This window comes from Streptomyces spongiae (genome assembly GCF_009377185.1).
GTDB classification, from domain to species: domain Bacteria; phylum Actinomycetota; class Actinomycetes; order Streptomycetales; family Streptomycetaceae; genus Streptomyces; species Streptomyces spongiae.
Window position 1 is genome coordinate 14,155 of sequence record NZ_VJZC01000016.1, and the last position, 20,100, is coordinate 34,254.

A 20,100-nucleotide genomic window follows, 5' to 3' on the forward strand; every position below is an offset into this window, starting at 1 on the left:
GCCCCGGGGCAGCACGGGCCCGGGACGCTCCAGGCGACTCAGGCGCGGGTCGCCCACACGTAACGGTGCTCCGGGCGGCCCGCGTCGCCGTACTTGAGGGTCAGCGTGGCCCGTCCCGTACGCTCCAGGAGCTTCAGATAGCGCTGGGCGGTCTGGCGGCTCAGACCGGTCTGTTCGGCGATCTCCTGGGCCGACAGCGGGCCCTCGGCGGACATCAGGGCGCGGCGTACGAGTTCCGTGGTCGTGGCGGAGTGGCCCTTGGGAAGGTCGGGTTCGCCGCTCGCCGAGAGGGCGCCGAAGATCCGGTCCACCTCGGCCTGCTCGGCCTCACCGCCACCGTCGAGGGTGCGACGGAGTTCCGCGTACGCCTCCAACTTGGAGCGAAGGCCGGCGAACGCGAACGGCTTGACCAGGTACTGCAGGGCCCCCTGCCGCATCGCCGCCTGGACGGTCGAGACGTCGCGGGCCGCCGTCACCATGATCACGTCCGCCTGGAGGCCGCGCCGCCGCATCTCCTGGACCACCTCGAGGCCCGTCCGGTCCGGCAGGTAGTGGTCCATGAGGACGAGGTCCAGACGAGGCAGCGTCTCCAGCTGGTGCAGCGCCTCCGCCGCGCTGTGCGCCTGCCCCGCGACATGGAAGCCGGGCACCTTGTCCACGTAGGCGGCGTTGACCTTCGCGACCCGGATGTCGTCGTCCACGACCAGGACCTCGAACATCACGACTCCTCCTTGGTGGCCGCGGCGGCCTGGGACTCCTGCGGGACGTCCCGCTCACTGGTGCGGCCCGACGCTAGCGGGTCGCCCGACTCGGGCTCCCCGCCGGGCGGCTGGAGTGGGTGCGGGGGCGTCGGTGCGGGCTCACGGTCCGGGGACGCCTGACCTGTCGGTCCGGGATCCGTCAGTCCCGGCTCCGTCAGTGCCTCCGGCAGGACGATGACGAACTCCGCGCCCCCGCCGTTCGCCTCCGTGACGCGGGCGCTGCCGCCCTGCCGTTCGGCGAGCCGGCGCACCAGGGAGAGACCGATGCCGCGTTTGCCGTGGGCGGGCGGCTTCTTGGTGGACCATCCGTCCGCGAAGACCAGCTCCCGCTGTTCCGCCGGAACGCCCGGCCCGGTGTCGCGCACCCTGAGGACCGCCGTGCGCCCTTCGGAACGCAGCTCGACCTCCACGCGCGCGTTGAAGGTGCCGGCGACGGCGTCGAGGGCGTTGTCGACCAGGTTCCCGACGACGGTGACCAGTCCCCTGGGGTCGATCAGCCGGTCCGGCAGCAGGCTCCGGTTCGAGAGCGACAGGGCCACGCCACGCTCGGCCGCGACGGTGGCCTTGCCGACGAGCACCGCGGCGAGCAGCGGATCGTGGATCTTCTCCGTGACCTGCTCGGAGGTCGCCCTGTGGTCGCCGACCACCTCGCCGACGAACTCCACGGCGTCGTCGTACATCTCCAGTTCGAGCAAACCCAGGAGGGTGTGCATGCGGTTGGCGTGCTCGTGGTCCTGCGCGCGCAGGGCGTCGATCAGGCCGCGTGTGGAGTCGAGTTCACGGCCGAGCTGCTCCAGCTCGGTGCGGTCGCGCAGGGTGGCGACGGCGCCCCCGTCGTCGGTGGGCATCCGGTTGGCGACCAGTACGCGCTGGCCCTGGACGGTGAGCAGGTCGGTGCCGGTCACACGGCCGGACAGGACGTCGGTCGTACGGCCCTCACCGAGCGCCTCGTCGAGGGAGTGACCGACGGCCTCCTCGCCGATGCCCAGCAGGCGCTGCGCCTCGTCGTTCAGCAGGCGGACGCGGCCGCCGCGGTCCAGGGCGACCACGCCCTCCCTGATGCCGTGCAGCATCGCCTCGCGCTCCGCCAGCAGCGACGAGATGTCCGAGAAGGCCAGGTCCCGGGTCTGCCGCTGGACCCTCCGGGAGATCAGGTACGCGACCAGCGACCCGATGGCGAGGGCGGCTCCGGCGTAGGCGAAGAGCCCCGGGATGGCGTGGATCAGACGAGCCCGCACGCTGTCGTACTCGATACCGACCGAGACGGCGCCGATGATCTTCCCCTCGGCGTCGCGCAGGGGCACCTTTCCGCGGGCCGAGCGGCCCAGCGTGCCGTTGTCGATCTGCATGACCTCGTGACCGGCCAGGGCCTGTCGCGGATCCGTCGAGACCCTGCCGCCGATCTGCTTCGGGTCCGTGTGGGACCAGCGGATGCCGTCCATGTTCATCACGACGACGTACTCGGCTCCGCTGGCCTTGCGGATCCGCTCGGCCTCCGCCTGTACGGGGCCGTCGACGGACGGCCTGGTCGACAGCAGGTCCTCGGCGAGCTGCGGCTGCGCCGCCGTGGTCTGTGCGATGGCGAGGGCGCGGCGCATCGCCTGGTCGTCCAGCTGCTGGCTGAGCGGTGCGAGGAACAGCCCGGTCACGAGCACGGCGACGCCGGCGGCGATCGCCACCTGCATCAGCAGTATCTGTGAGAACACCCGCCGCGGCAGACCGAGACGCAGGCGACGTGCGGGTGGAGTGGGGCTCATACCCACGAAGGTACGTGGAGGTGCGATCCCCGCCGAAGGGGTGTGGCGTGGATCTCTCTTCAGCTCGCCAGCGGCGTGGCCGACAGCTCCTGTACGGACACCACGTCCATCCGGGCGGGGGAGCCCAGGGGAGAACCGCAGCTCTCCGAGCGGGGCGGCAGTGAGGCGCTCTGGGCTACGGTCACCTGCCAGCGGCGGCCGTCGGTGTGGGCGACGGTAACCCGCCAGCGCGGGACCGTGCCCTCCGTGGCGACGACGGTGAGGGTCCCCGCCGTGTCCTCGCCCGTCGCCGTGCGCACGGCCAGCTCGGCTGCCTGTCCGGGCCGCTCCCAGGCGGAGCTGCCGCGGCACCCCTCGGTGACGACGCGGCCTTCCCGCACGCCCTGGAGGACCTCCTTGACGTGGTGGGCCTCGGCGCGGCCGTACGCGTATCCGGACGGCAGGACCAGCAGCGTGGGTGAGAAGCGGTGACCGCCCAGGTGGGTGACCTCCCAGACGCCCTCCACTCCGGAGGCGGTCAGTTCGGCGGCGAGTGGCCGGCCGAGGAGGGCACAGCAGCGGTCGCGCTTGCCGTTGGTGCAGACGAGTGCCAGCGGATCGCCTGTGTGGGGGCGCCCCCGCAGGACGGTGTCGAAGGTGTGGGGGGCTCCCATACCGAGTGCGGTGAAATCGAGGTCGAGCAACTGCTCCGGATCGGTGGTCGTGGTGCTGTGCAGCCACACGTTTCCGGGAACGGTGTGGGCCGCGTACACACGACGCTCGCGGACCTCGTGGCAGTCCGCATGGCGGCCGGGGCGGCGGATGAGCGCCACGCGCACGCCGCTGCCTTCCGCGGCGGCTTCGAGGGCGCGGCCGACGGCCGGGTCCAGATGGCTCGAAGTGAGCGCCTTGGCACCCCAGGGGCCCGGCTGCTCCAGCAGCAGCCAGGTCCTCGCGGTGGCGGAGGTCCCCGCGAGGGGCTCGCCGGAGTGCCGCGACGCGGTCGTGCACGTACTCACAGAGGTGAGCCTAACCTGACTTGAGCCCCGGCGACTTCCGGACGGCCCAAGGGGGCGTGAAAAGGGCGCATGGGAGGTGCGCAGAGGGCGTGCAACTCCCACTCGGGAGCGGTCGGCCGAGGGCACACCGGACGCGCCCGGGCTCATTCCGGCAGTGGCTGGGGCGGTCGGGCCCCGACGTACTGCCCACTCGGACGCATACGGAGCGGGCGTTCCCCGTACTCCTCCAGGGCGTGGGCGATCCAGCCCGCGGTTCGGGCGACGGCGAAGACCGTCTCACCCGCGGAGGCGGGCATGCCGGAGGTGACCGAGAGGACGGCGAGGGCCAGGTCGACGTTGGCGTGCAGGGGTGTGTGGCGGGCCGCGGTGGCCTCGATGTCGCGGGCCGCCGCCAGCGCGGGAGCCGCCGTGGGCACGTCCTCCAGGAGCTGGAACAACGTACGGGCGCGTGGGTCCTCGCCCGGGTAGAGGCGGTGGCCGAGGCCGGGCACACGGCGTCCGGCGCGCAGTTCGTCGGCGATCGCGGGGACCGCGGTGCCCCGGTCCAGGACGTCGAGCAGCAGCCGGTGGGCGAATTCGCTGGCCGCGCCGTGCAGGGGGCCTTCGAGGACACCGAGGCCGGCGGACACGGCGGCGTACGCGTGCGCGCGGGCCGACGCGGCGACGCGGACCGCGAGCGTCGACGCCGCCAGGTCGTGGTCCACGAGCAGCCCGAGTGCCGTGTCCAACACGCGCAGTGACGCCTCGTCGGGCCTGCGGCCGGTGAGTCGCGCCCAGAGGCGATGGGCCAGCGGGCCCGAGTCGCGGTGGGTGTGCAGGACCGGCGGAAGGGCGGCGACAAGGGTCGGGATGAGGGTGCGCGCAGTACCGAGAACGGCCTCCTCGGAGAGGTCGAACCGCAGGGGGTCCACGGCCGCCGCGGCGACCGTCACGACCCTCAGCCGGTCGACGGGCTCACTGTGCTCCGGCAGCGCGGCGACGGCCCGGCGTGCGGCGGCGACGGGCTCCTCCGGGGCGGTGAAGACGACACCCGGCCGCAGCTCGCCGGTCCACAGCCACTCGGCGACCTCTTCGTAGGAGTGGTGGGTGGCGAGCTCGGTCGCGTCGACGCCGCGGAAGTAGTAGCGATCCGTGTCGATGAGGGTGAGGCGGGTGCGGACGGACAGGTCGCCGACGCCACCGAGGGCGGAACTTCCTCCGGTGTCACGCCTGTTGCGCCGGGCGAGGGCCGTCACCTCTCTGGCGTCGAAGGTGCTGCCGCGCCCGCCGGTGTCCCGTCGGCTGCTGAGTTGGCCGCGGCTCACGTACGCGTACACGGTCTCGGGCTTCACGCCGAGCAGCTCGGCGGTCTCCTTGGTGCTGAGCCGATGGCCTTCTTGATCCCTCATGGATGTCACCGTACCCACAGAGCCAAGTATTGATTCAATCAATATTGACAGAGGTTGAGTCAATCATAGACATTCGAATCAAGTTCAAGGAGGAAGCATGCCGATCAACAGGGCCACGTCCACCTCCGTCGACGTGCCGCGGGGACTCGCGGGCGTAGTCGTCACCGACACCGCACTGGGTGACGTCAGAGGGCTGGAAGGCTTCTACCACTACCGCCAGTACTCGGCCGTCGAGCTCGCGCAGACCCGCGGCTTCGAGGACGTCTGGCACCTGATGGTCCACGGCGACCTGCCGGACACCTCGCAGAGCGCCGCGTTCGCCGAGCGGGTCGGACCCCTGCGCCGGCTGCCCGGCGACGTCCTCGCCGCGCTGCCCGCGGTGGCCACGGCGAGTGCCCGCTCGGGCCCCCTGTCCGGCCTGCGCACGGCGCTGTCGCTGCTCGGCGCGTCGAAGGGCTTCCGGCCGGTGTACGACATCGACGCGGACCAGCGGCGCGCGGACGCCCTGGCGGCGTCGGCGGCCGTACCGACCCTGCTCACGGCACTGCACCGACTGGGGCAGGGGCTCGAACCGGTGGAGCCGCGCGAGGATCTGCCGTATGCCGCGAACTACCTCTACATGCTGACCGGTTCGGAACCCGATCCGGCACGGGCGAGGGCGGTCGAGCAATATCTGATCTCCACCATTGATCACGGATTCAATGCGTCAACGTTCACGGCACGAGTGATCGCGTCGACGGGTGCGGACGTGGCGGCGTGCCTGGTGGGAGCCGTCGGGGCGCTCTCGGGTCCGCTCCACGGCGGGGCTCCGAGCCGGGCGCTGGACACGCTCGACGCCATCGGCACCCGGGACCGCATCGATCCCTGGATCCGCGAACGCGTCCTGTCCGGTGACCGCATCATGGGCTTCGGCCACCCCGTCTACCGCACGGAGGACCCCCGCTCACGCATGCTCCGAGGTATCGCCCAGCAGTTCGGCGGCCCTCGGGTCGGCTTCGCGGTCGAGGTCGAACGCCAGGTGGAGGCGATCCTCGCCGAGCTGAAACCGGGGCGCGCACTCCACACCAACGTCGAGTTCTACGCGGGCGTGGTCATGGAGCTGTGCGGCCTGCCCCGAGAGATGTTCACCCCCACGTTCGCCGCGGCGCGAGTGGTCGGCTGGAGCGCCAACATCCTTGAACAGGCGCAGGACACGAAGATCATTCGCCCCGCTGCCCGGTATGTCGGGCCGGTGCCCCCGGTGGCGGTGCCTGTGGCGGTCTGAGATGCGCGTGAGGCCCGGCGTCGTTCTGGCGCCGGGCCTGAGGAGCGTCGGGCGAGCAGACGTGGCAGGTGGTGCGCTGCTCGGTCGGTGCGCCCCGGTATCGCTCATCGATGGCGTGCGGCCGGGGAGTTCTCAAGGAACGAGTCATGGGTGGACTCGCTGCCCGCGGGGTGGGCTCAAGCGTCGGGGATGTCCGCCTTCGCGCGGACGAGCGTCTCGCGGCTGACGATGACGATGCGCTCGTAGTCGGCACGAGCGGCGTCGGCCGGAAGCTCACGCTCCAGGGTTTCGGTGGCGTCGGTTCCGATGACGGCGAAGTTGCCGTCGCTCAGCTCGAACACATCGGGGCAGGTCGCTCCAGAGGTACTGCCACGGGCACTCGGAGGCACACCGATCCGGCGCACGATCTTCAAGGTGGTACCGGTCCTTAACGATGGGAAGGGTTGGTGGCGGCAACAATAGTGGGGCCACTGCGCCGTATGTGGCCCGACTGCCTAAAGATCACTCGCGCGTGTGGGGGCGGTTTCGCGTGGCCTCGGGTCAGTCCACCGGGGGGTTGCCCACCACCCACCACTCCTCCGTGTCCGCCTCGTCCATGTCCCTGAGCAGACCGTCGACCATGCGCCCGATCCTGGCCTCGTCGGACGAGGCCTTGAGGGACGCGCGCTGGTGCTTCGACGCCTCCCAGTACTCGCACATGAGCGGGCTCCGGAACAGCTCACGCAGGCGCCCGTACAACTCCTGCTGGTCGAGGGATCCCACCCGGTAGAGGTGGAAGACGCTGGTGTACCAGGCGTTCGCGTACAGGAACTGACGCCGTTTCGCGGCGGGAACGCTCTGGTCGTAAGTGTCGATCACGGCGGCGAGGGAGGGGTCGTCTATCGCCTTCGCCAGCAGCTCCCAGTGCATGCGCTGCTGGTGTGCCAGGGCCCGGCGCCGTTGGGCGAGTTCCGCCAGCTCCAGTTGCCTGATCTGGAGCCGGGTCAGTTCCAGTCGTCGTTGGTGTGCGGCGAACACCAGGGTGGTCGCGGCCGCACACAGCCCCGCCGCGGCGGAACTCAGTTTTCGCAGCCGTGTCTTGCGAGCGGCCATGTCAACCCCCCGATTCGGGCTCCCCCCGCCGGTCGCCGAGGTGAGTCGATGGGCGCGGGACCGGTGAGTGGTGGGCGGTGCGCTTGCCGTCTCCCAGTGTCACCGAGCGGCTCTGATCGGCTGGGAGGCGGAGAGGAGGCGCACGGAGGGAAGTGCGGGTCGCGTACACCGGCGCCATGCCCAACGTGTGCCCCGCGAGCGCCGCGAACAATCGTTCACCTCGCGAGGATTCGGCCCGCTCGTATCCTGGGTCGACACTCACATGACCGGTCGTGAGTCGACCGGCGCCGACGAGAACCGGTGCACGAGCCGTTCTCGGGAACAGACCGGTGGTGAGCGGGCGTACGCAGTGGTGAGAGAAAGGGCGCGTGTTGAGCCAGGCCAGCAATTCGGGCACATCGTCGAGTTCGGGTCTGGGGCAGAGCCCGGCGCCGGGTCGGTCACAGCACCCCGTGCCGGATCGGCCGCAGGACCCAGCCCCGGACCCGTCGCAGATTCCGGTCCTCGTCCTCGCCGGGTTCCTGGGCTCGGGCAAGACCACGTTGCTCAACCATCTGCTCCACCGCAGCGGGGGCAGCCGTATCGGGGCCATCGTCAACGACTTCGGGGCCATCGAGATCGACGCGATGGCCGTGGCCGGGGCGCTCGGCGACTCCACCGTCTCCCTCGGCAACGGCTGCCTGTGCTGTGCCGTCGACGTCAGTGAGCTCGATCTGTACCTCGAGCGGCTCGCCCGTCCCTCCGCCCGGATCGACGTCATCGTCATCGAGGCCAGCGGGCTGGCGGAACCGCAGGAACTCGTGCGCATGGTGCTCGCCAGTGAGAACCCGCGGGTCGTGTACGGAGGGCTCGTCGAGGTCGTCGACGCCGCCGAGTTCGGCGCGACCCGCGAGAAGCACCCCGAGATCGACCGGCACCTCGCGCTCGCCGACCTCGTCGTCGTCAACAAGCTCGACCGGACCGCGGAGGTCGACCGCGAGCGGGTTCTGGAACTCGTTCGTTCCCTCAGCGACGGTGCCGCCGTGGTGCCCGCCACGTACGGCCGTATCGACCCGGAGTTCCTCTTCGACTGCAGGCCGAGCGAGGAGCGGGTCGGGCAACTGTCCTTCGACGATCTCTTCCGGCTGGAGGAGGCGGACGGAGAGGCGGACGGAAGCGAAGAAGGCCAGGGCGACGGTGAGCACGAGCGCGGTGATCACCACGGACACCTGCACACCGCTTACGAGGCCCTCGCCTTCACCTCCGACGTGCCTCTCGAGCCACGCCGGCTGATGGAGTTCCTCGACAGCCGGCCCGAGGGGCTCTACCGCATCAAGGGATACGTCGACTTCGGGTCCCACGACCGACGGAACCGCTATTCCGTGCACGCCGTAGGGCGGTTCCTCCGGTTCTACCCCGAGCCCTGGACGCCCGGCGACCCCCGCCTCACCCAGCTCGTCCTCATCGGGTCCGGCATCGACACCACGGCCCTCGGCAAGGAGCTGGAGGCGTGCAAGGACGACGCCCCACACGCCGACGAGCACAGCATGTGGGGCGTCCTCCGCTACGTACAGGACCCCGAACAGCAGGTTGACGAGGTCGACGGAGGCGACGGGGCCTAGACGACCGGACCCGCGACGACCGACACCGTCTTCTGCAGCGACACACCGGAACCGTCGCGGCGCGGGTCGGGTTCGGGCAGCTCGACCGGGGTGCCGTTCTTCTGGGCGGCCCGAGCCGGGGTCGCGCCCGCCCAGGCCAGGGACAGACAGTCCTCGCCCTTCAGGAACCGCTGGCAGCGCACACCGCCCGTGGCGCGGCCCTTGCGCGGGTACTGGTCGAAGGGGGTGAGCTTGGCGGTCGTCTGGACCGAGTCGTCCAGGGTGCCCCGGGAGCCCGCCACGGTGAAGACGATCGCGTCCGACCCCGGGTCCACCGCCGTGAACGAGATGACCTTCGCGCCCTCGGTGAGCTTGATGCCGGCCATGCCGCCCGCCGGACGGCCCTGCGGGCGGACGATCGAGGCCTGGAAGCGCAGCAGCTGGGCGTCGTCCGTGATGAAGATCAGGTCCTCCTCGCCCGTGCGCAGCTCGACGGCGCCGACGATCCGGTCTCCCTCCCTGAGCGTGATGACCTCCAACTCCTCCTTGTTGGACGGGTAGTCCGGGACCACACGCTTGACGACGCCCTGCTCGGTGCCGAGAGCCAGACCCGGCGAGGACTCGTCGAGCGTCGTCAGACAGACCAGCGTCTCGTCGTCCTCCAGGGAGAGGAACTCCGACAGCGGCGCGCCGCCCGAGAGGTTCGGTGCCGATGCCGTCTCCGGCAGCTGGGGCAGGTCGATGACGTTCAGCCGCAGCAGGCGGCCCGACGACGTCACAGCGCCCACCTCGCCCCGGGCCGTCGCCGGGACGGCGGAGACGATCACGTCGTGCTTGGTGCGCGGCCCGTCCTCCTGCTGGGCGAAGGGCTCGCCGTTCGCCGTACGCGCCAGTAGGCCCGTCGAGGAGAGCAGGACGCGGCACGGCGCATCCTCCACCTGGAGCGGGACCACTGCGGCAGGGGCCCCGGAGGCCTCCAGGAGCACCGTGCGACGGGGGGTGCCGAACTTCTTGGCCACCGCGGCCAGTTCACCCGACACCAGCTTGCGCAGCTCCGCGTCCGACTCCAGGATGCGGGTCAGCTCCGCGATCTCCGCGTTCAGCCTGTCCCGCTCCGACTCCAGCTCGATGCGGTCGAACCTGGTCAGGCGGCGCAGGGGCGTGTCCAGGATGTACTGCGTCTGGACGTCGCTCAGCGAGAAGCGCTCCATGAGACGCTGCTTCGCCTCCGCGGAGTTGTCGCTGGAGCGGATCAGGCGGATCACCTCGTCGATGTCCACCAGCGCCGTGAGCAGGCCCTCGACCAGGTGCAGGCGGTCGCGCTTCTTGCCGCGGCGGAACTCGGAGCGACGCCGTACGACGGTGAAGCGGTGGTCGAGGTAGACCTCCAGGAGCTCCTTCAAGCCCAGCGTGAGCGGCTGGCCGTCGACCAGCGCCACGTTGTTGATGCCGAAGCTCTCCTCCATCGGCGTCAGCTTGTAGAGCTGCTCCAGGACAGCCTCCGGCACGAAGCCGTTCTTGATCTCGATGACTAGGCGCAGCCCGTGCTGGCGGTCGGTGAGGTCCTTGACGTCGGCGATGCCCTGCAGCTTCTTCGAGCCGACGAGGTCCTTGATCTTGGCGATCACCTTCTCCGGACCGACGGTGAAAGGCAGCTCGGTGACGACCAGGCCCTTGCGCCGTGGCGTCACGTTCTCCACGGACACCGTGGCGCGGATCCTGAACGTGCCGCGACCGGTCTCGTACGCGTCCCTGATCCCCGCGAGGCCGGTGATCCTGCCGCCCGTCGGGAGGTCGGGGCCCGGCACGTGCTTCATCAACGTGTCGAGGTCGGCGTTCGGGTGACGGATCAGGTGGCGGGCCGCCGCGATGACCTCGCTCAGGTTGTGCGGCGGCATGTTCGTGGCCATGCCGACGGCGATGCCCGACGCGCCGTTCACCAGCAGGTTCGGGAACGCGGCGGGCAGCGCCACCGGCTCCTGCTCCTGGCCGTCGTAGTTGGGCGCGAAGTCCACCGTGTTCTCTTCGATGGACTCGGTCATCAGACTGGTCGCGTCGGCCATCCGGCACTCGGTGTACCGCATGGCGGCCGGCGGGTCGTCGTTGCCCAGCGAGCCGAAGTTGCCGTGGCCGTCGACCAGCGGCACGCGCATGGAGAAGGGCTGGGCCAGGCGCACCAGGGCGTCGTAGATCGACGCGTCGCCGTGCGGGTGCAACTTACCCATGACCTCGCCGACGACGCGGGCGCACTTCACGTAGCCACGGTCGGGGCGCAGGCCCATCTCGTTCATCTGGTAGACGATCCGGCGGTGCACCGGCTTGAGGCCGTCGCGGGCGTCCGGCAGGGCTCGGGAGTAGATGACCGAGTACGCGTACTCCAGGAAGGAGCCCTGCATCTCGTCGACGACGTCGATGTCGAGGATCTTCTCCTCGTACGGGTCGTCGGGCGGAGTCTTCGTGCTGCGGCGGGCCATCGCTGCTGCGGCTCCTTCACAGTCTTGCCGGGGCATGAAACGGGATCTGACGCGGTCCATTGTGGCCCGACCCACTGACAACCCCGACCACGCCCCTTCCCCAAGGGCTCTGCTCCGCCCACTCGACATGGCGCCGGGCAGGCCCGAACGCGCCTGTCAGCACAGTGGAGGGATGGGTTCCGACGTGTACGCCGCAGGGGCGGAGACGGGTTCGCCCGCGTACTCGGGCGAGGAGATCGGTCGAGGAGAAGAGGACGGCCCCGGGCGTCGCGTCAACATCGCGCCGTCGCCGCTCCCCCTGGCCCACAGCAGCGATGGCGCCGCCTGCCCCTTTTCCGGGAGTCACGCTCTGGGCGTACGGGAACCGGGAACTTCGCCAGCCGTCCGCACGCTTGCATACAGTGGCAGGACCGGCAGGACATACGCGGTTTTCCATGACAGCTTCGACGACAGATTCCGCGATTGAAGGGACGTACATGCCCATGGGTCACACGGCCACAGCCGAGGCAGGCTCCGGGGGCCTGACAGCGACCGAGCACCGCCTGGCCAACGGTCTGCGGGTGGTGCTCTCCGAGGACCACCTGACCCCGGTCGCGGCGGTGTGCCTCTGGTACGACGTCGGCTCCCGTCACGAGGTCAAGGGCCGCACCGGCCTCGCCCACCTCTTCGAACACCTCATGTTCCAGGGCTCGGGCCAGGTGAAGGGCAACGGCCACTTCGAGAAGATCCAGGGAGCGGGCGGCTCGCTCAACGGCACGACGAGCTTCGAGCGCACCAACTACTTCGAGACCATGCCCGCCCACGAGCTGGAGCTCGCCCTCTGGCTGGAGGCGGACCGCATGGGCTCGCTGCTGGTGGCACTGGACGACGAGTCCATGGAGAACCAGCGGGACGTCGTCAAGAACGAGCGCCGCCAGCGCTACGACAACGTCCCCTACGGCACCGCCTTCGAGAAGCTGACCGCCCTCGCCTACCCGGACGGCCACCCCTACCACCACACCCCCATCGGTTCGATGGCCGACCTGGACGCAGCCACGCTGGAGGACGCGCGCGCGTTCTTCCGCACCTACTACGCGCCCAACAACGCCGTGCTCTCCGTGGTCGGCGACATCGACCCGGAGCAGACGCTCGCCTGGATCGAGAAGTACTTCGGGTCGATCCCCGGGCACGACGGCAAGCCCGCCCCGCGCGACGGCTCCCTGCCTCAGACCATCGGCGAGCAGCTGCGCGAGGTCGTGGAGGAAGAGGTCCCCGCGCGCGCGTTGATGGCCGCCTACCGGCTCCCCGAGGACGGCACGCGCGAGGCCGACGCGGCCGACCTGGCGCTGACGGTCCTCGGCGGCGGCGAGTCGTCCCGCCTGTACAACCGGCTCGTGCGACGCGACCGCACGGCCGTCGCCGCCGGGTTCGGCCTGCTGCGGCTCGCCGGGGCGCCCTCCCTGGGCTGGCTCGACGTGAAGACCTCCGGTGACGTCGAGGTCCCGGTCATCGAGGCCGCCGTCGACGAGGAGCTCGCCCGGTTCGCCGCCCAGGGCCCCACGGCCGAGGAAATGGAGCGCGCCCAGGCCCAGTTGGAGCGCGAGTGGCTGGACCGGCTCGGCACGGTCGCGGGCCGCGCCGACGAACTGTGCCGGTTCGCCGTCCTGTTCGGCGACCCGCAGCTCGCGCTGACCGCCGTCCAGCGCGTGCTCGAAGTGACGGCGGAGGAGGTCCAGGCGGTCGCCCAGGCCCGGCTGCGGCCCGACAACCGCGCGGTGCTCGTGTACGAGCCGATCACGGCCGAGGGCGGGGACGCCGAGACAGCCGAGGAGACCGCCGAAGCCGCGGTGAGCGACGAGAACGAGGAGTCGGCCAAGTGACCGAGCTCGCGACCATGGACTTCCATCCGCAGCCCCAGTCCGGCGACGCCAGGCCCTGGGCCTTCCCGGCGCCGGAGCGTGGCACCCTCGACAACGGTCTGACGGTGCTGCGCTGCCACCGCCCCGGCCAGCAGGTCGTCGCCGTCGAGGTGCTCCTCGAAGCGCCCCTGGAGGCCGAGCCGACGGGCCTCGACGGTGTCGCCACGATCATGGCCCGTGCCTTCTCCGAGGGCACCGACAAGCACTCCGCCGAGGAGTTCGCCGCCGAGCTGGAGCGCTGCGGCGCCACCCTCGACGCACACGCCGACCACCCCGGCGTACGGCTCAGCCTCGAAGTCCCCGTCTCACGGCTCCCCAAGGCGCTCGGTCTGCTCGCCGACGCCCTGAGGGCCCCCGCGTTCGAGGACAGCGAGGTCGAGCGGCTGGTGCGCAACCGGCTCGACGAGATCCCGCACGAGACCGCCAACCCGGGCCGCCGTGCCGCGAAGGAGCTCTCCAAGGAGCTGTTCCCGGCGACCTCGCGCATGTCGCGCCCGCGCCAGGGCACCGAGGAGACGGTCGAGGGCATCGACTCGGCGGCCGTGCGCGCCTTCTACGAGAGGCACGTCCGCCCCGCCACGGCCACCGCGGTCGTCGTCGGCGACCTCACCGGCGTCGACGTGGACGAGCTGCTCGGCGACACCCTGGGCGCCTGGACCGGCTCCTCGGCCCAGCCGCGCCCGGTGCCCGCGGTGACCGCCGACGACACCGGCCGTGTCGTCATCGTGGACCGTCCCGGCGCCGTCCAGACGCAGTTGCTCATCGGCCGCGTCGGTGCCGACCGGCACGACCGCGTGTGGCCGGCCCAGGTGCTCGGCACGTACTGCCTCGGTGGCACCCTCACCTCCCGCCTGGACCGCGTCCTGCGCGAGGAGAAGGGCTACACCTACGGTGTGCGCGCGTTCGGCCAGGTGCTGCGTTCCGCGCCCGACGGCTCGGGCGCCGCGATGCTCGCCATCAGTGGCTCCGTCGACACGCCCAACACCGGTCCGGCGCTCGACGACCTGTGGACCGTGCTGCGCACCCTCGCCGCCGAGGGACTGACGGACGCCGAGCGTGATGTCGCCGTGCAGAACCTCGTCGGGGTCGCCCCCCTCAAGTACGAGACGGCCGCCGCCGTCGCGAGCACCCTCGCCGACCAGGTCGAGCAGCACCTGCCGGACGACTACCAGGCGACGCTGTACCGGCAGCTCGCCGCGACCGGGACCGTGGAGGCCACCGCGGCCGTTGTGAACGCCTTCCCGGTGGACCGTCTGGTGACCGTCCTCGTCGGTGACGCCGCGCAGATCGAGGAGCCCGTCAGGGCCCTCGGAATCGGCGAAGTCTCCGTCGTACGCGCCGAGTAGGCGCTCACTCGGCCCGGAGCACGGGCCGACACGGTCCCGCCACATCCGGGGGCTCCGGTGAAGAAAGAGTCACCGGAGCCCCCGGATGTCCGTATTGCGGGAGAGGTTGCGTGTCTGCCCTGTGGCATGCGCTACAAATCCCGTGATCCGTTTGTGATTTCAAAGAGGGCCCGCTTAGCGTCGGTCCGGCTGTTCGTCAGCAGTACGCCGCACCCGCGGCACCGGACAGTCATCGCCGAGTCCCCGTACGGCGCGAGCCAGGGGAGCCGGGGACCCACCGCAGTCCCTGGGGTGAATCGGACGCCCTTCACCTGGTGAAGGGGGCCCGTAGGAGACCTTCCTTGCTCCGAACCCGTCAGCTAACCCGGTAGGCGAGAGGGAAGGAAAGGACCAGCCACTTCATGGCGTACACCTGCGCCGCCGGGAAGCACCGTCGTCCCAGCCGGATGAAACGCGCGACCACGAAGGCCGTCGGCGCCGCCGCGCTCACCACCACAGGCGTCATCGGCGCCCTGTCCGCCCCGGCGTTCGCCGCGGAGACCTCCGTCGAGCAGACCGGCTTCACCCAGGCCGTCGAGATCGGCGACACGGTGGCCGAGCAGATCGACGCCCAGGCCGCCGCCCAGCAGCAGGCCGCCGAGGAGGCCGCCGCGCAGAAGAGGGCCGAGGCCCTCGCGAAGCAGCGCGCGGAGGAGGCGGCCAAGAAGGAGCGCGAGGCCAAGGAGCGCGCCGCCCGCGAGGCCGAGCGCAAGCGCCTCAACACCTTCGTCGCCCCGGTCAGCGGCTCGTACGTCTCGACCGGCTACAAGTCCGGCGGTGCCGTCTGGTCCTCCGGCAGCCACACCGGCATCGACTTCCACGCCTCCTCCGGCACGGCCGTCCACGCGGTCGGCTCCGGCACCGTCGTCGAGGCGGGCTGGGGCGGTGCCTACGGCAACAACATCGTCATCAAGATGAACGACGGCACGTTCACGCAGTACGGCCACCTGTCGTCCATCGGCGTCTCCGTCGGACAGACGGTCACCCCCGGCCAGCAGATCGGCCTCTCCGGGGCGACCGGCAACGTCACGGGTCCGCACCTGCACTTCGAGGCCCGCACGACGGCCGAGTACGGCTCGGACATCGACCCCGTCGGCTACCTGCGCTCGCACGGCGTGAACGTCTGACACCCCGCGCCCCACGAGGCCCCGGCTCACCGAGCCGGGGCTTTCGTCGTTGTGACGTACCTCGTCCGTTGTGACGTACCTCCTGTCCAAAAAATATCCCTGGATTTGGACCCGCCATCGGAAATTCCGGCCGACTGCAATAGAGTCGCTGGAACACACGTCAATCAATGACGTTTCACGGGGATTAAGGCGGAGGTCGGGTCATGCGTATTCCGGCGCACTCGGTATGCACGGCGATCCGTGATGACATCGTCGCGGGTGTCTACGAGCGCGGCGGCCGGCTCACCGAGGAACTCCTCGCCCGCCGCTACGGCGTCAGCCGCGTCCCCGTGCGTGAGGCGCTGCGCACCCTGGAGGCCGAGGGCTTCGTCGTCACCCGCCGGCACGCGGGCGCGTGCGTCGCGGAGCCCACCGAGCAGGAGGCCGCCGACCTGCTGGAGATGCGCATGCTGCTGGAGCCGCTGGGCGCCGCGCGTGCCGCCCAGCGCCGCACCGAGGCGCACCTGAAGGTGCTGCGCGGCCTGGTCAGGCTGGGCCAGGAGCGGGCCAGGCGGGGCAACAGCGACGACCTGCGCTCCCTGGGCGGCTGGTTCCACGAGACGCTCGCCCAGGCCTCCGGCAGCCCCGCGCTGACCTCGACTCTCGCCCAGCTGCGCCACAAGATCGCCTGGATGTACGCGGTGGAGGCGCCCGCCAACCCCGTCGAGTCGTGGGCCGAACACGGCGGCATCGTGGACGCCGTCACGCGCGGCGACAGTGAGCGGGCCCGGACGATCACCGCCCTGCACACCGAACGCGCGAGTGCCGCGCACCGGCTGCGATTTCCCGGTTCAGGCCGGCCGCTTCCCGGTCGCACCGACCGCGTGGAGCGTGTGAGAACTTCGCAACATCCCGTAAACATGACGAGCCTGCGGCATTAACACGAGAGCCGTATACAAAGAGGGTGGAATTCGCGGGGGATTATTTCTGCTGCCCGCGAAGAGGAAATGCGAAGGGCTCGCCCGATAATTCGGACGAGCCCTTCCATGTGTGCGCGGGTGACCTTTCGGGCCTTTTACCGCGTCACTCAGACGGTCTCGGGAAGTTCCTCGAGTCCCTCGGCGACCAGCTTCGCCAGGCGGTCGAGCGCGATGTCCGCGCCCTCGGCCTCGGAGGCGAGCACGATCTCCTCGCCGCCCTGGGCGCCCAGGCCCAGCACCGCCAGCATGGAGGCCGCGTTGACGGGGGTGCCGTCGGCCTTGGCGATCGTCACGGGGATACCGGAGGCCGTGGCGGCCCGGACGAAGATGGAGGCGGGGCGGGCGTGGAGGCCCTCGGCCCAGCCGACGTTGACGCGGCGCTCAGCCATGTGATGCTGCCCTTCAGGTGTCTCAGATGTATCGCTGTCTCAACTGGTCTAGACCGGATTGTCTAGACCAGTCTCCCACATCGTGATGTGGCACCGGATCGGGCCCACGGCCTGACCGCGCTCCGGCTTTTGTGTTCCCCCAGACTGCCCCGCGTCGTGTTCGAACGCGAGACCGCCCCACGACGTTGTCGTACGTGAGTCTTACTCTGGGGCCCATGCAGACCTCGTCGGACCGGCATGAGTACCCCGCCCACTGGGAGGCCGACGTGGTGCTGCGCGACGGCGGCACCGCGCGCATCAGGCCCATCACCGTTGATGACGCCGAGCGCCTGGTCAGCTTCTACGAGCAGGTCTCCGACGAGTCGAAGTACTACCGCTTCTTCGCGCCGTACCCTCGCCTGTCCGCCAAGGACGTCCACCGCTTCACGCACCACGACTTTGTGGACCGGGTGGGACTCGCGGCCACGGTCGGCGGCGAGTTCATCGCCACCGTACGCTACGACCGCATCGATGCCGAGGGGATGCCCGCCTCCTCCCCGGCCGACGAGGCCGAGGTCGCCTTCCTGGTGCAGGACGCCCACCAGGGGCGGGGCGTCGCCTCCGCCCTCCTCGAACACGTCGCGGCCGTCGCCCGGGAGCGGGACATCCGCCGCTTCGCCGCCGAGGTGCTCCCCGCCAACACCAAGATGATCAAGGTGTTCACCGACGCCGGGTACCAGCAGAAGCGCAGCTTCGAGGACGGCGTCGTCCGCCTGGAGTTCGACCTGGAGCCCACCGACCGCTCCCTCGCCGTCCAGCGCGCACGGGAGCAGCGCGCCGAGGCCCGGTCCGTGCGGCGGCTGCTCACCCCCGGCTCGGTGGCCGTCATCGGAGCGGGACGCACCCCCGGCGGCGTCGGCCGCAACGTGCTCACCAACCTCCGGGACGCGGGCTTCACCGGGAGCCTCTACGCCGTGAACAGGGCCCTACAGGAGAAGGATCTCGACCAGGTCCCCGTGTACCGCTCCATCAGCGAGATCTCCGAGCCCGTCGACCTCGTGGTCGTCGCCGTCCCCGCCGAGCACGTCCCGGACGTCGTCGCCGAGTGCGGAGAGCACGGCGTGCAGGGCCTCGTGGTCGTCTCCGCCGGGTACGCCGAGAGCGGTCCCGCGGGGCGCGAGCGCCAGCGCGAACTGGTGCGCCAGGCCAGGACGTACGGCATGCGCATCATCGGGCCCAACGCCTTCGGGATCATCAACACCTCGCCGGACATCAGGCTCAACGCCTCCCTCGCCCCCGAGATGCCGCGCCCCGGACGGATCGGCCTCTTCGCCCAGTCCGGCGCCATCGGGATCGCCCTGCTGTCTCGCTTGCACCGGCGCGGGGGAGGGGTCACCGGAGTCACCGGCGTGTCCACCTTCGTGTCGTCGGGCAACCGCGCGGACGTCTCCGGCAACGACGTGCTCCAGTACTGGTTCGACGACCCGGACACCGACGTCGCCCTCATGTACCTGGAATCCATCGGCAACCCGCGCAAGTTCACACGCCTCGCGCGCCGCACGGCCGCGGCCAAGCCGCTGGTCGTGGTCCAGGGCGCCCGCCACGGCGGGGCGGCACCCCAGGGACACGCCGTACGGGCCACGCGGCTGCCCCACACCACCGTGTCCGACCTGCTGCGACAGGCCGGCGTGATCCGCGTGGACACGATCACCGAGCTCGTCGACACGGGCCTGCTGCTGGCCCGCCAGCCCCTGCCCACCGGCCCCCGCGTGGCGATCCTTGGGAACTCGGAGTCGCTGGGACTCCTGACGTACGACGCGTGCCTCGCCGAGGGACTCAGCCCCCTGCCCCCGCTGGACCTCACGACCGGGGCCTCGGCGGAGGACTTCCACGCGGCCCTGGCGCGGGCACTGGCGGACGACACCTGCGATGCCGTGGTCGTGACGGCCATACCGGCGGTGGGCGAGACGTCCGCCGCCGACGAGGCCCTCGCCGAGGCGCTCCGCTCGGCGGCGGCCGCGGCCCCGGCCAAGCCGGTCCTCGTGGTCCACGTGGAGCTGGGCGGACTCGCGGACGCCCTCTCCCGGGCCACCAGCACGGCACCCCACGCCGTACCGCTCCCCGACGAGCGGCCGGCCCCCGCGCGCGTGGAGGACGTCCGGCCGCCGGAAGACACCCACCTCATCCCCGCCTACCCCGCCGCCGAGCGCGCCGTCCGGGCCCTCGCCGAAGCCGTGAGGTACGCCCAGTGGCGCCGCGAGGCCGCGGACCCCGGAAAGGTGCCCGAGTACGAGGACATCGACGAGAAGGGCGCCGCCGACCAGATCGACACGCTCCTCGCGCGCGGGGAGGGCCTCACGCTCGGCACCGACCAGACGTGCGAGCTCCTCGCCCGGTACGGCATCCCGGTGCGCGAGGCCCGGCCCGCGCCCACCCCCGACGAGGCCGCCGCGGCGGCGCGCGCCCTCGGCTACCCCGTGGCCCTCAAGGCCACCGCCCCGCACCTGCGCCACCGCGCCGACCTGGGCGGCGTACGGCTGGACCTGACGGACGAGGAACAACTGCGCCGGGCGTACGCCGAGTTGACCGGCCTCTTCGGCAGGCCCGAGGAGCTGCGGCCCGTCGTGCAGGGCATGGCCCCACGCGGTGTCGACACGGTCGTCCGGGCCGTCATCGACCCGGCGGCCGGAGCGGTGGTCTCCTTCGGGCTCGCCGGGGCCGCCTCGCAACTGCTCGGCGACACCGCGCACCGGCTGATTCCGGTCACCGACCGGGACGCGGCCTCACTGGTCCGGTCGATCCGGACGGCACCGCTCCTCTTCGGCTGGCGCGGCTCCGCACCGGCCGACGTCGGCGCCCTCGAAGAGCTGCTCCTGCGCGTGTCCCGGTTGGTGGACGACCACCCGGAGGTCGTCGCGGTCTCCCTGGAGCCGGTCGTCGTCGCCCCGCGCGGCCTGAGCGTCCTCGGCGCCACCGTCCGGCTCGCGCGCCCGCCCGCCCGCGACGACCTCGGTCCCCGGACGCTTCCGGTGTACTGATCCGTCCCCGG

Annotated in this window: 15 protein-coding genes and 1 riboswitch; of the genes, 7 read left to right on the top strand and 8 right to left on the bottom strand. The window is 71.1% G+C overall.

Annotation, left to right across the window (positions count from 1 at the left end; genetic code table 11):
- Nucleotides 1-38: 38 nt before the first annotated feature.
- From FNH08_RS04530 to FNH08_RS04545, 4 genes are all read right to left on the bottom strand, one after another.
- Complete coding sequence (locus FNH08_RS04530) at nt 39-719, bottom strand: response regulator (RefSeq protein WP_152769928.1); 681 nt, start codon at nt 717-719, stop codon at nt 39-41.
- Nucleotides 719-2,518 (bottom strand): ATP-binding protein, encoded by a 1,800-nt coding sequence (locus tag FNH08_RS04535; RefSeq protein WP_152769929.1) that lies wholly within the window; start codon nt 2,516-2,518, stop codon nt 719-721. The genes FNH08_RS04530 and FNH08_RS04535 overlap by 1 nt, the downstream gene beginning before the upstream one ends.
- Before the next feature lie 59 nt (nt 2,519-2,577).
- Nucleotides 2,578-3,516 (bottom strand): sucrase ferredoxin, encoded by a 939-nt coding sequence (locus FNH08_RS04540; protein ID WP_322723683.1) that lies wholly within the window; start codon nt 3,514-3,516, stop codon nt 2,578-2,580.
- A 143-nt stretch (nt 3,517-3,659) separates the two neighbouring features.
- The gene (locus FNH08_RS04545; RefSeq protein WP_152769931.1) at nt 3,660-4,904 is read right to left on the bottom strand and encodes a citrate synthase; all 1,245 of its coding nucleotides are present in this window, start codon (nt 4,902-4,904) and stop codon (nt 3,660-3,662) included.
- A 97-nt stretch (nt 4,905-5,001) separates the two neighbouring features.
- Between FNH08_RS04545 and FNH08_RS04550 the strand changes: the two genes are divergently transcribed.
- A complete protein-coding gene (locus FNH08_RS04550; protein ID WP_152769932.1) occupies nt 5,002-6,168 on the top strand; it encodes a citrate synthase/methylcitrate synthase in 1,167 nt (388 codons plus the stop codon).
- A gap of 176 nt (nt 6,169-6,344) precedes the next feature.
- Here FNH08_RS04550 and FNH08_RS04555 read toward each other — a convergent pair whose 3' ends face one another.
- Both FNH08_RS04555 and FNH08_RS04560 read right to left on the bottom strand, forming a co-directional pair.
- Nucleotides 6,345-6,581, bottom strand: a complete 237-nt coding sequence (locus FNH08_RS04555; RefSeq protein WP_152769933.1) for a hypothetical protein — start codon at nt 6,579-6,581, stop codon at nt 6,345-6,347.
- Between the two features lie 127 nt (nt 6,582-6,708).
- Nucleotides 6,709-7,260 carry a DUF6082 family protein gene (locus FNH08_RS04560; RefSeq protein ID WP_152769934.1) on the bottom strand — a complete coding sequence of 184 codons (552 nt, stop codon included), beginning with the start codon at nt 7,258-7,260 and terminating at the stop codon, nt 6,709-6,711.
- Between the two features lie 452 nt (nt 7,261-7,712).
- Between FNH08_RS04560 and FNH08_RS04565 the strand changes: the two genes are divergently transcribed.
- Nucleotides 7,713-8,861, top strand: a complete 1,149-nt coding sequence (locus FNH08_RS04565; protein ID WP_322723686.1) for a CobW family GTP-binding protein — start codon at nt 7,713-7,715, stop codon at nt 8,859-8,861.
- On the opposite strand, the gene FNH08_RS04570 is transcribed toward FNH08_RS04565, so the two are convergent.
- Nucleotides 8,858-11,314, bottom strand: coding sequence for a DNA gyrase/topoisomerase IV subunit A (locus FNH08_RS04570; protein WP_152769935.1), 2,457 nt, complete (start codon nt 11,312-11,314; stop codon nt 8,858-8,860). The genes FNH08_RS04565 and FNH08_RS04570 overlap by 4 nt on opposite strands.
- A gap of 476 nt (nt 11,315-11,790) precedes the next feature.
- Between FNH08_RS04570 and FNH08_RS04575 the strand changes: the two genes are divergently transcribed.
- The 4 genes from FNH08_RS04575 (at nt 11,791) to FNH08_RS04590 (ending at nt 16,644) form a co-directional block, all read left to right on the top strand.
- On the top strand, nt 11,791-13,173 hold the full coding sequence (locus tag FNH08_RS04575; RefSeq protein ID WP_194238365.1) for a M16 family metallopeptidase: 1,383 nt from the start codon (nt 11,791-11,793) through the stop codon (nt 13,171-13,173).
- Nucleotides 13,170-14,558 (top strand): M16 family metallopeptidase, encoded by a 1,389-nt coding sequence (locus FNH08_RS04580; RefSeq protein ID WP_322723687.1) that lies wholly within the window; start codon nt 13,170-13,172, stop codon nt 14,556-14,558. Before FNH08_RS04575 ends, FNH08_RS04580 begins: the two co-directional genes overlap by 4 nt.
- 223 nt (nt 14,559-14,781) lie before the next feature.
- Nucleotides 14,782-14,947: riboswitch (cyclic di-AMP (ydaO/yuaA leader) on the top strand.
- A 12-nt stretch (nt 14,948-14,959) separates the two neighbouring features.
- Nucleotides 14,960-15,724, top strand: coding sequence for a M23 family metallopeptidase (locus FNH08_RS04585; RefSeq protein ID WP_152769937.1), 765 nt, complete (start codon nt 14,960-14,962; stop codon nt 15,722-15,724).
- 203 nt (nt 15,725-15,927) lie between these two features.
- The gene (locus FNH08_RS04590) at nt 15,928-16,644 is read left to right on the top strand and encodes a GntR family transcriptional regulator (protein ID WP_152769938.1); all 717 of its coding nucleotides are present in this window, start codon (nt 15,928-15,930) and stop codon (nt 16,642-16,644) included.
- A 146-nt stretch (nt 16,645-16,790) separates the two neighbouring features.
- On the opposite strand, the gene FNH08_RS04595 is transcribed toward FNH08_RS04590, so the two are convergent.
- The gene (locus tag FNH08_RS04595; protein WP_152769939.1) at nt 16,791-17,072 is read right to left on the bottom strand and encodes an HPr family phosphocarrier protein; all 282 of its coding nucleotides are present in this window, start codon (nt 17,070-17,072) and stop codon (nt 16,791-16,793) included.
- Nucleotides 17,073-17,287: 215 nt separating this feature from the next.
- Between FNH08_RS04595 and FNH08_RS04605 the strand changes: the two genes are divergently transcribed.
- Complete coding sequence (locus tag FNH08_RS04605; protein WP_152769940.1) at nt 17,288-20,089, top strand: bifunctional acetate--CoA ligase family protein/GNAT family N-acetyltransferase; 2,802 nt, start codon at nt 17,288-17,290, stop codon at nt 20,087-20,089.
- Nucleotides 20,090-20,100: the final 11 nt, after the last annotated feature.

What these genes read in the sequence shown, in the direction of transcription:
- FNH08_RS04575 (WP_194238365.1), top strand. Translation starts at nt 11,791, where the DNA reads ATGCCCATGGGTCACACGGCCACAGCCGAGGCAGGCTCCGGGGGCCTG.
- FNH08_RS04585 (WP_152769937.1), top strand. Translation starts at nt 14,960, where the DNA reads ATGGCGTACACCTGCGCCGCCGGGAAGCACCGTCGTCCCAGCCGGATG.
- FNH08_RS04535 (WP_152769929.1), bottom strand. Translation starts at nt 2,518, where the DNA reads ATGAGCCCCACTCCACCCGCACGTCGCCTGCGTCTCGGTCTGCCGCGG.
- FNH08_RS04530 (WP_152769928.1), bottom strand. Translation starts at nt 719, where the DNA reads ATGTTCGAGGTCCTGGTCGTGGACGACGACATCCGGGTCGCGAAGGTC.
- FNH08_RS04605 (WP_152769940.1), top strand. Translation starts at nt 17,288, where the DNA reads ATGCAGACCTCGTCGGACCGGCATGAGTACCCCGCCCACTGGGAGGCC.
- FNH08_RS04550 (WP_152769932.1), top strand. Translation starts at nt 5,002, where the DNA reads ATGCCGATCAACAGGGCCACGTCCACCTCCGTCGACGTGCCGCGGGGA.
- FNH08_RS04595 (WP_152769939.1), bottom strand. Translation starts at nt 17,072, where the DNA reads ATGGCTGAGCGCCGCGTCAACGTCGGCTGGGCCGAGGGCCTCCACGCC.
- FNH08_RS04570 (WP_152769935.1), bottom strand. Translation starts at nt 11,314, where the DNA reads ATGGCCCGCCGCAGCACGAAGACTCCGCCCGACGACCCGTACGAGGAG.
- FNH08_RS04590 (WP_152769938.1), top strand. Translation starts at nt 15,928, where the DNA reads ATGCGTATTCCGGCGCACTCGGTATGCACGGCGATCCGTGATGACATC.
- FNH08_RS04545 (WP_152769931.1), bottom strand. Translation starts at nt 4,904, where the DNA reads ATGAGGGATCAAGAAGGCCATCGGCTCAGCACCAAGGAGACCGCCGAG.
- FNH08_RS04560 (WP_152769934.1), bottom strand. Translation starts at nt 7,260, where the DNA reads ATGGCCGCTCGCAAGACACGGCTGCGAAAACTGAGTTCCGCCGCGGCG.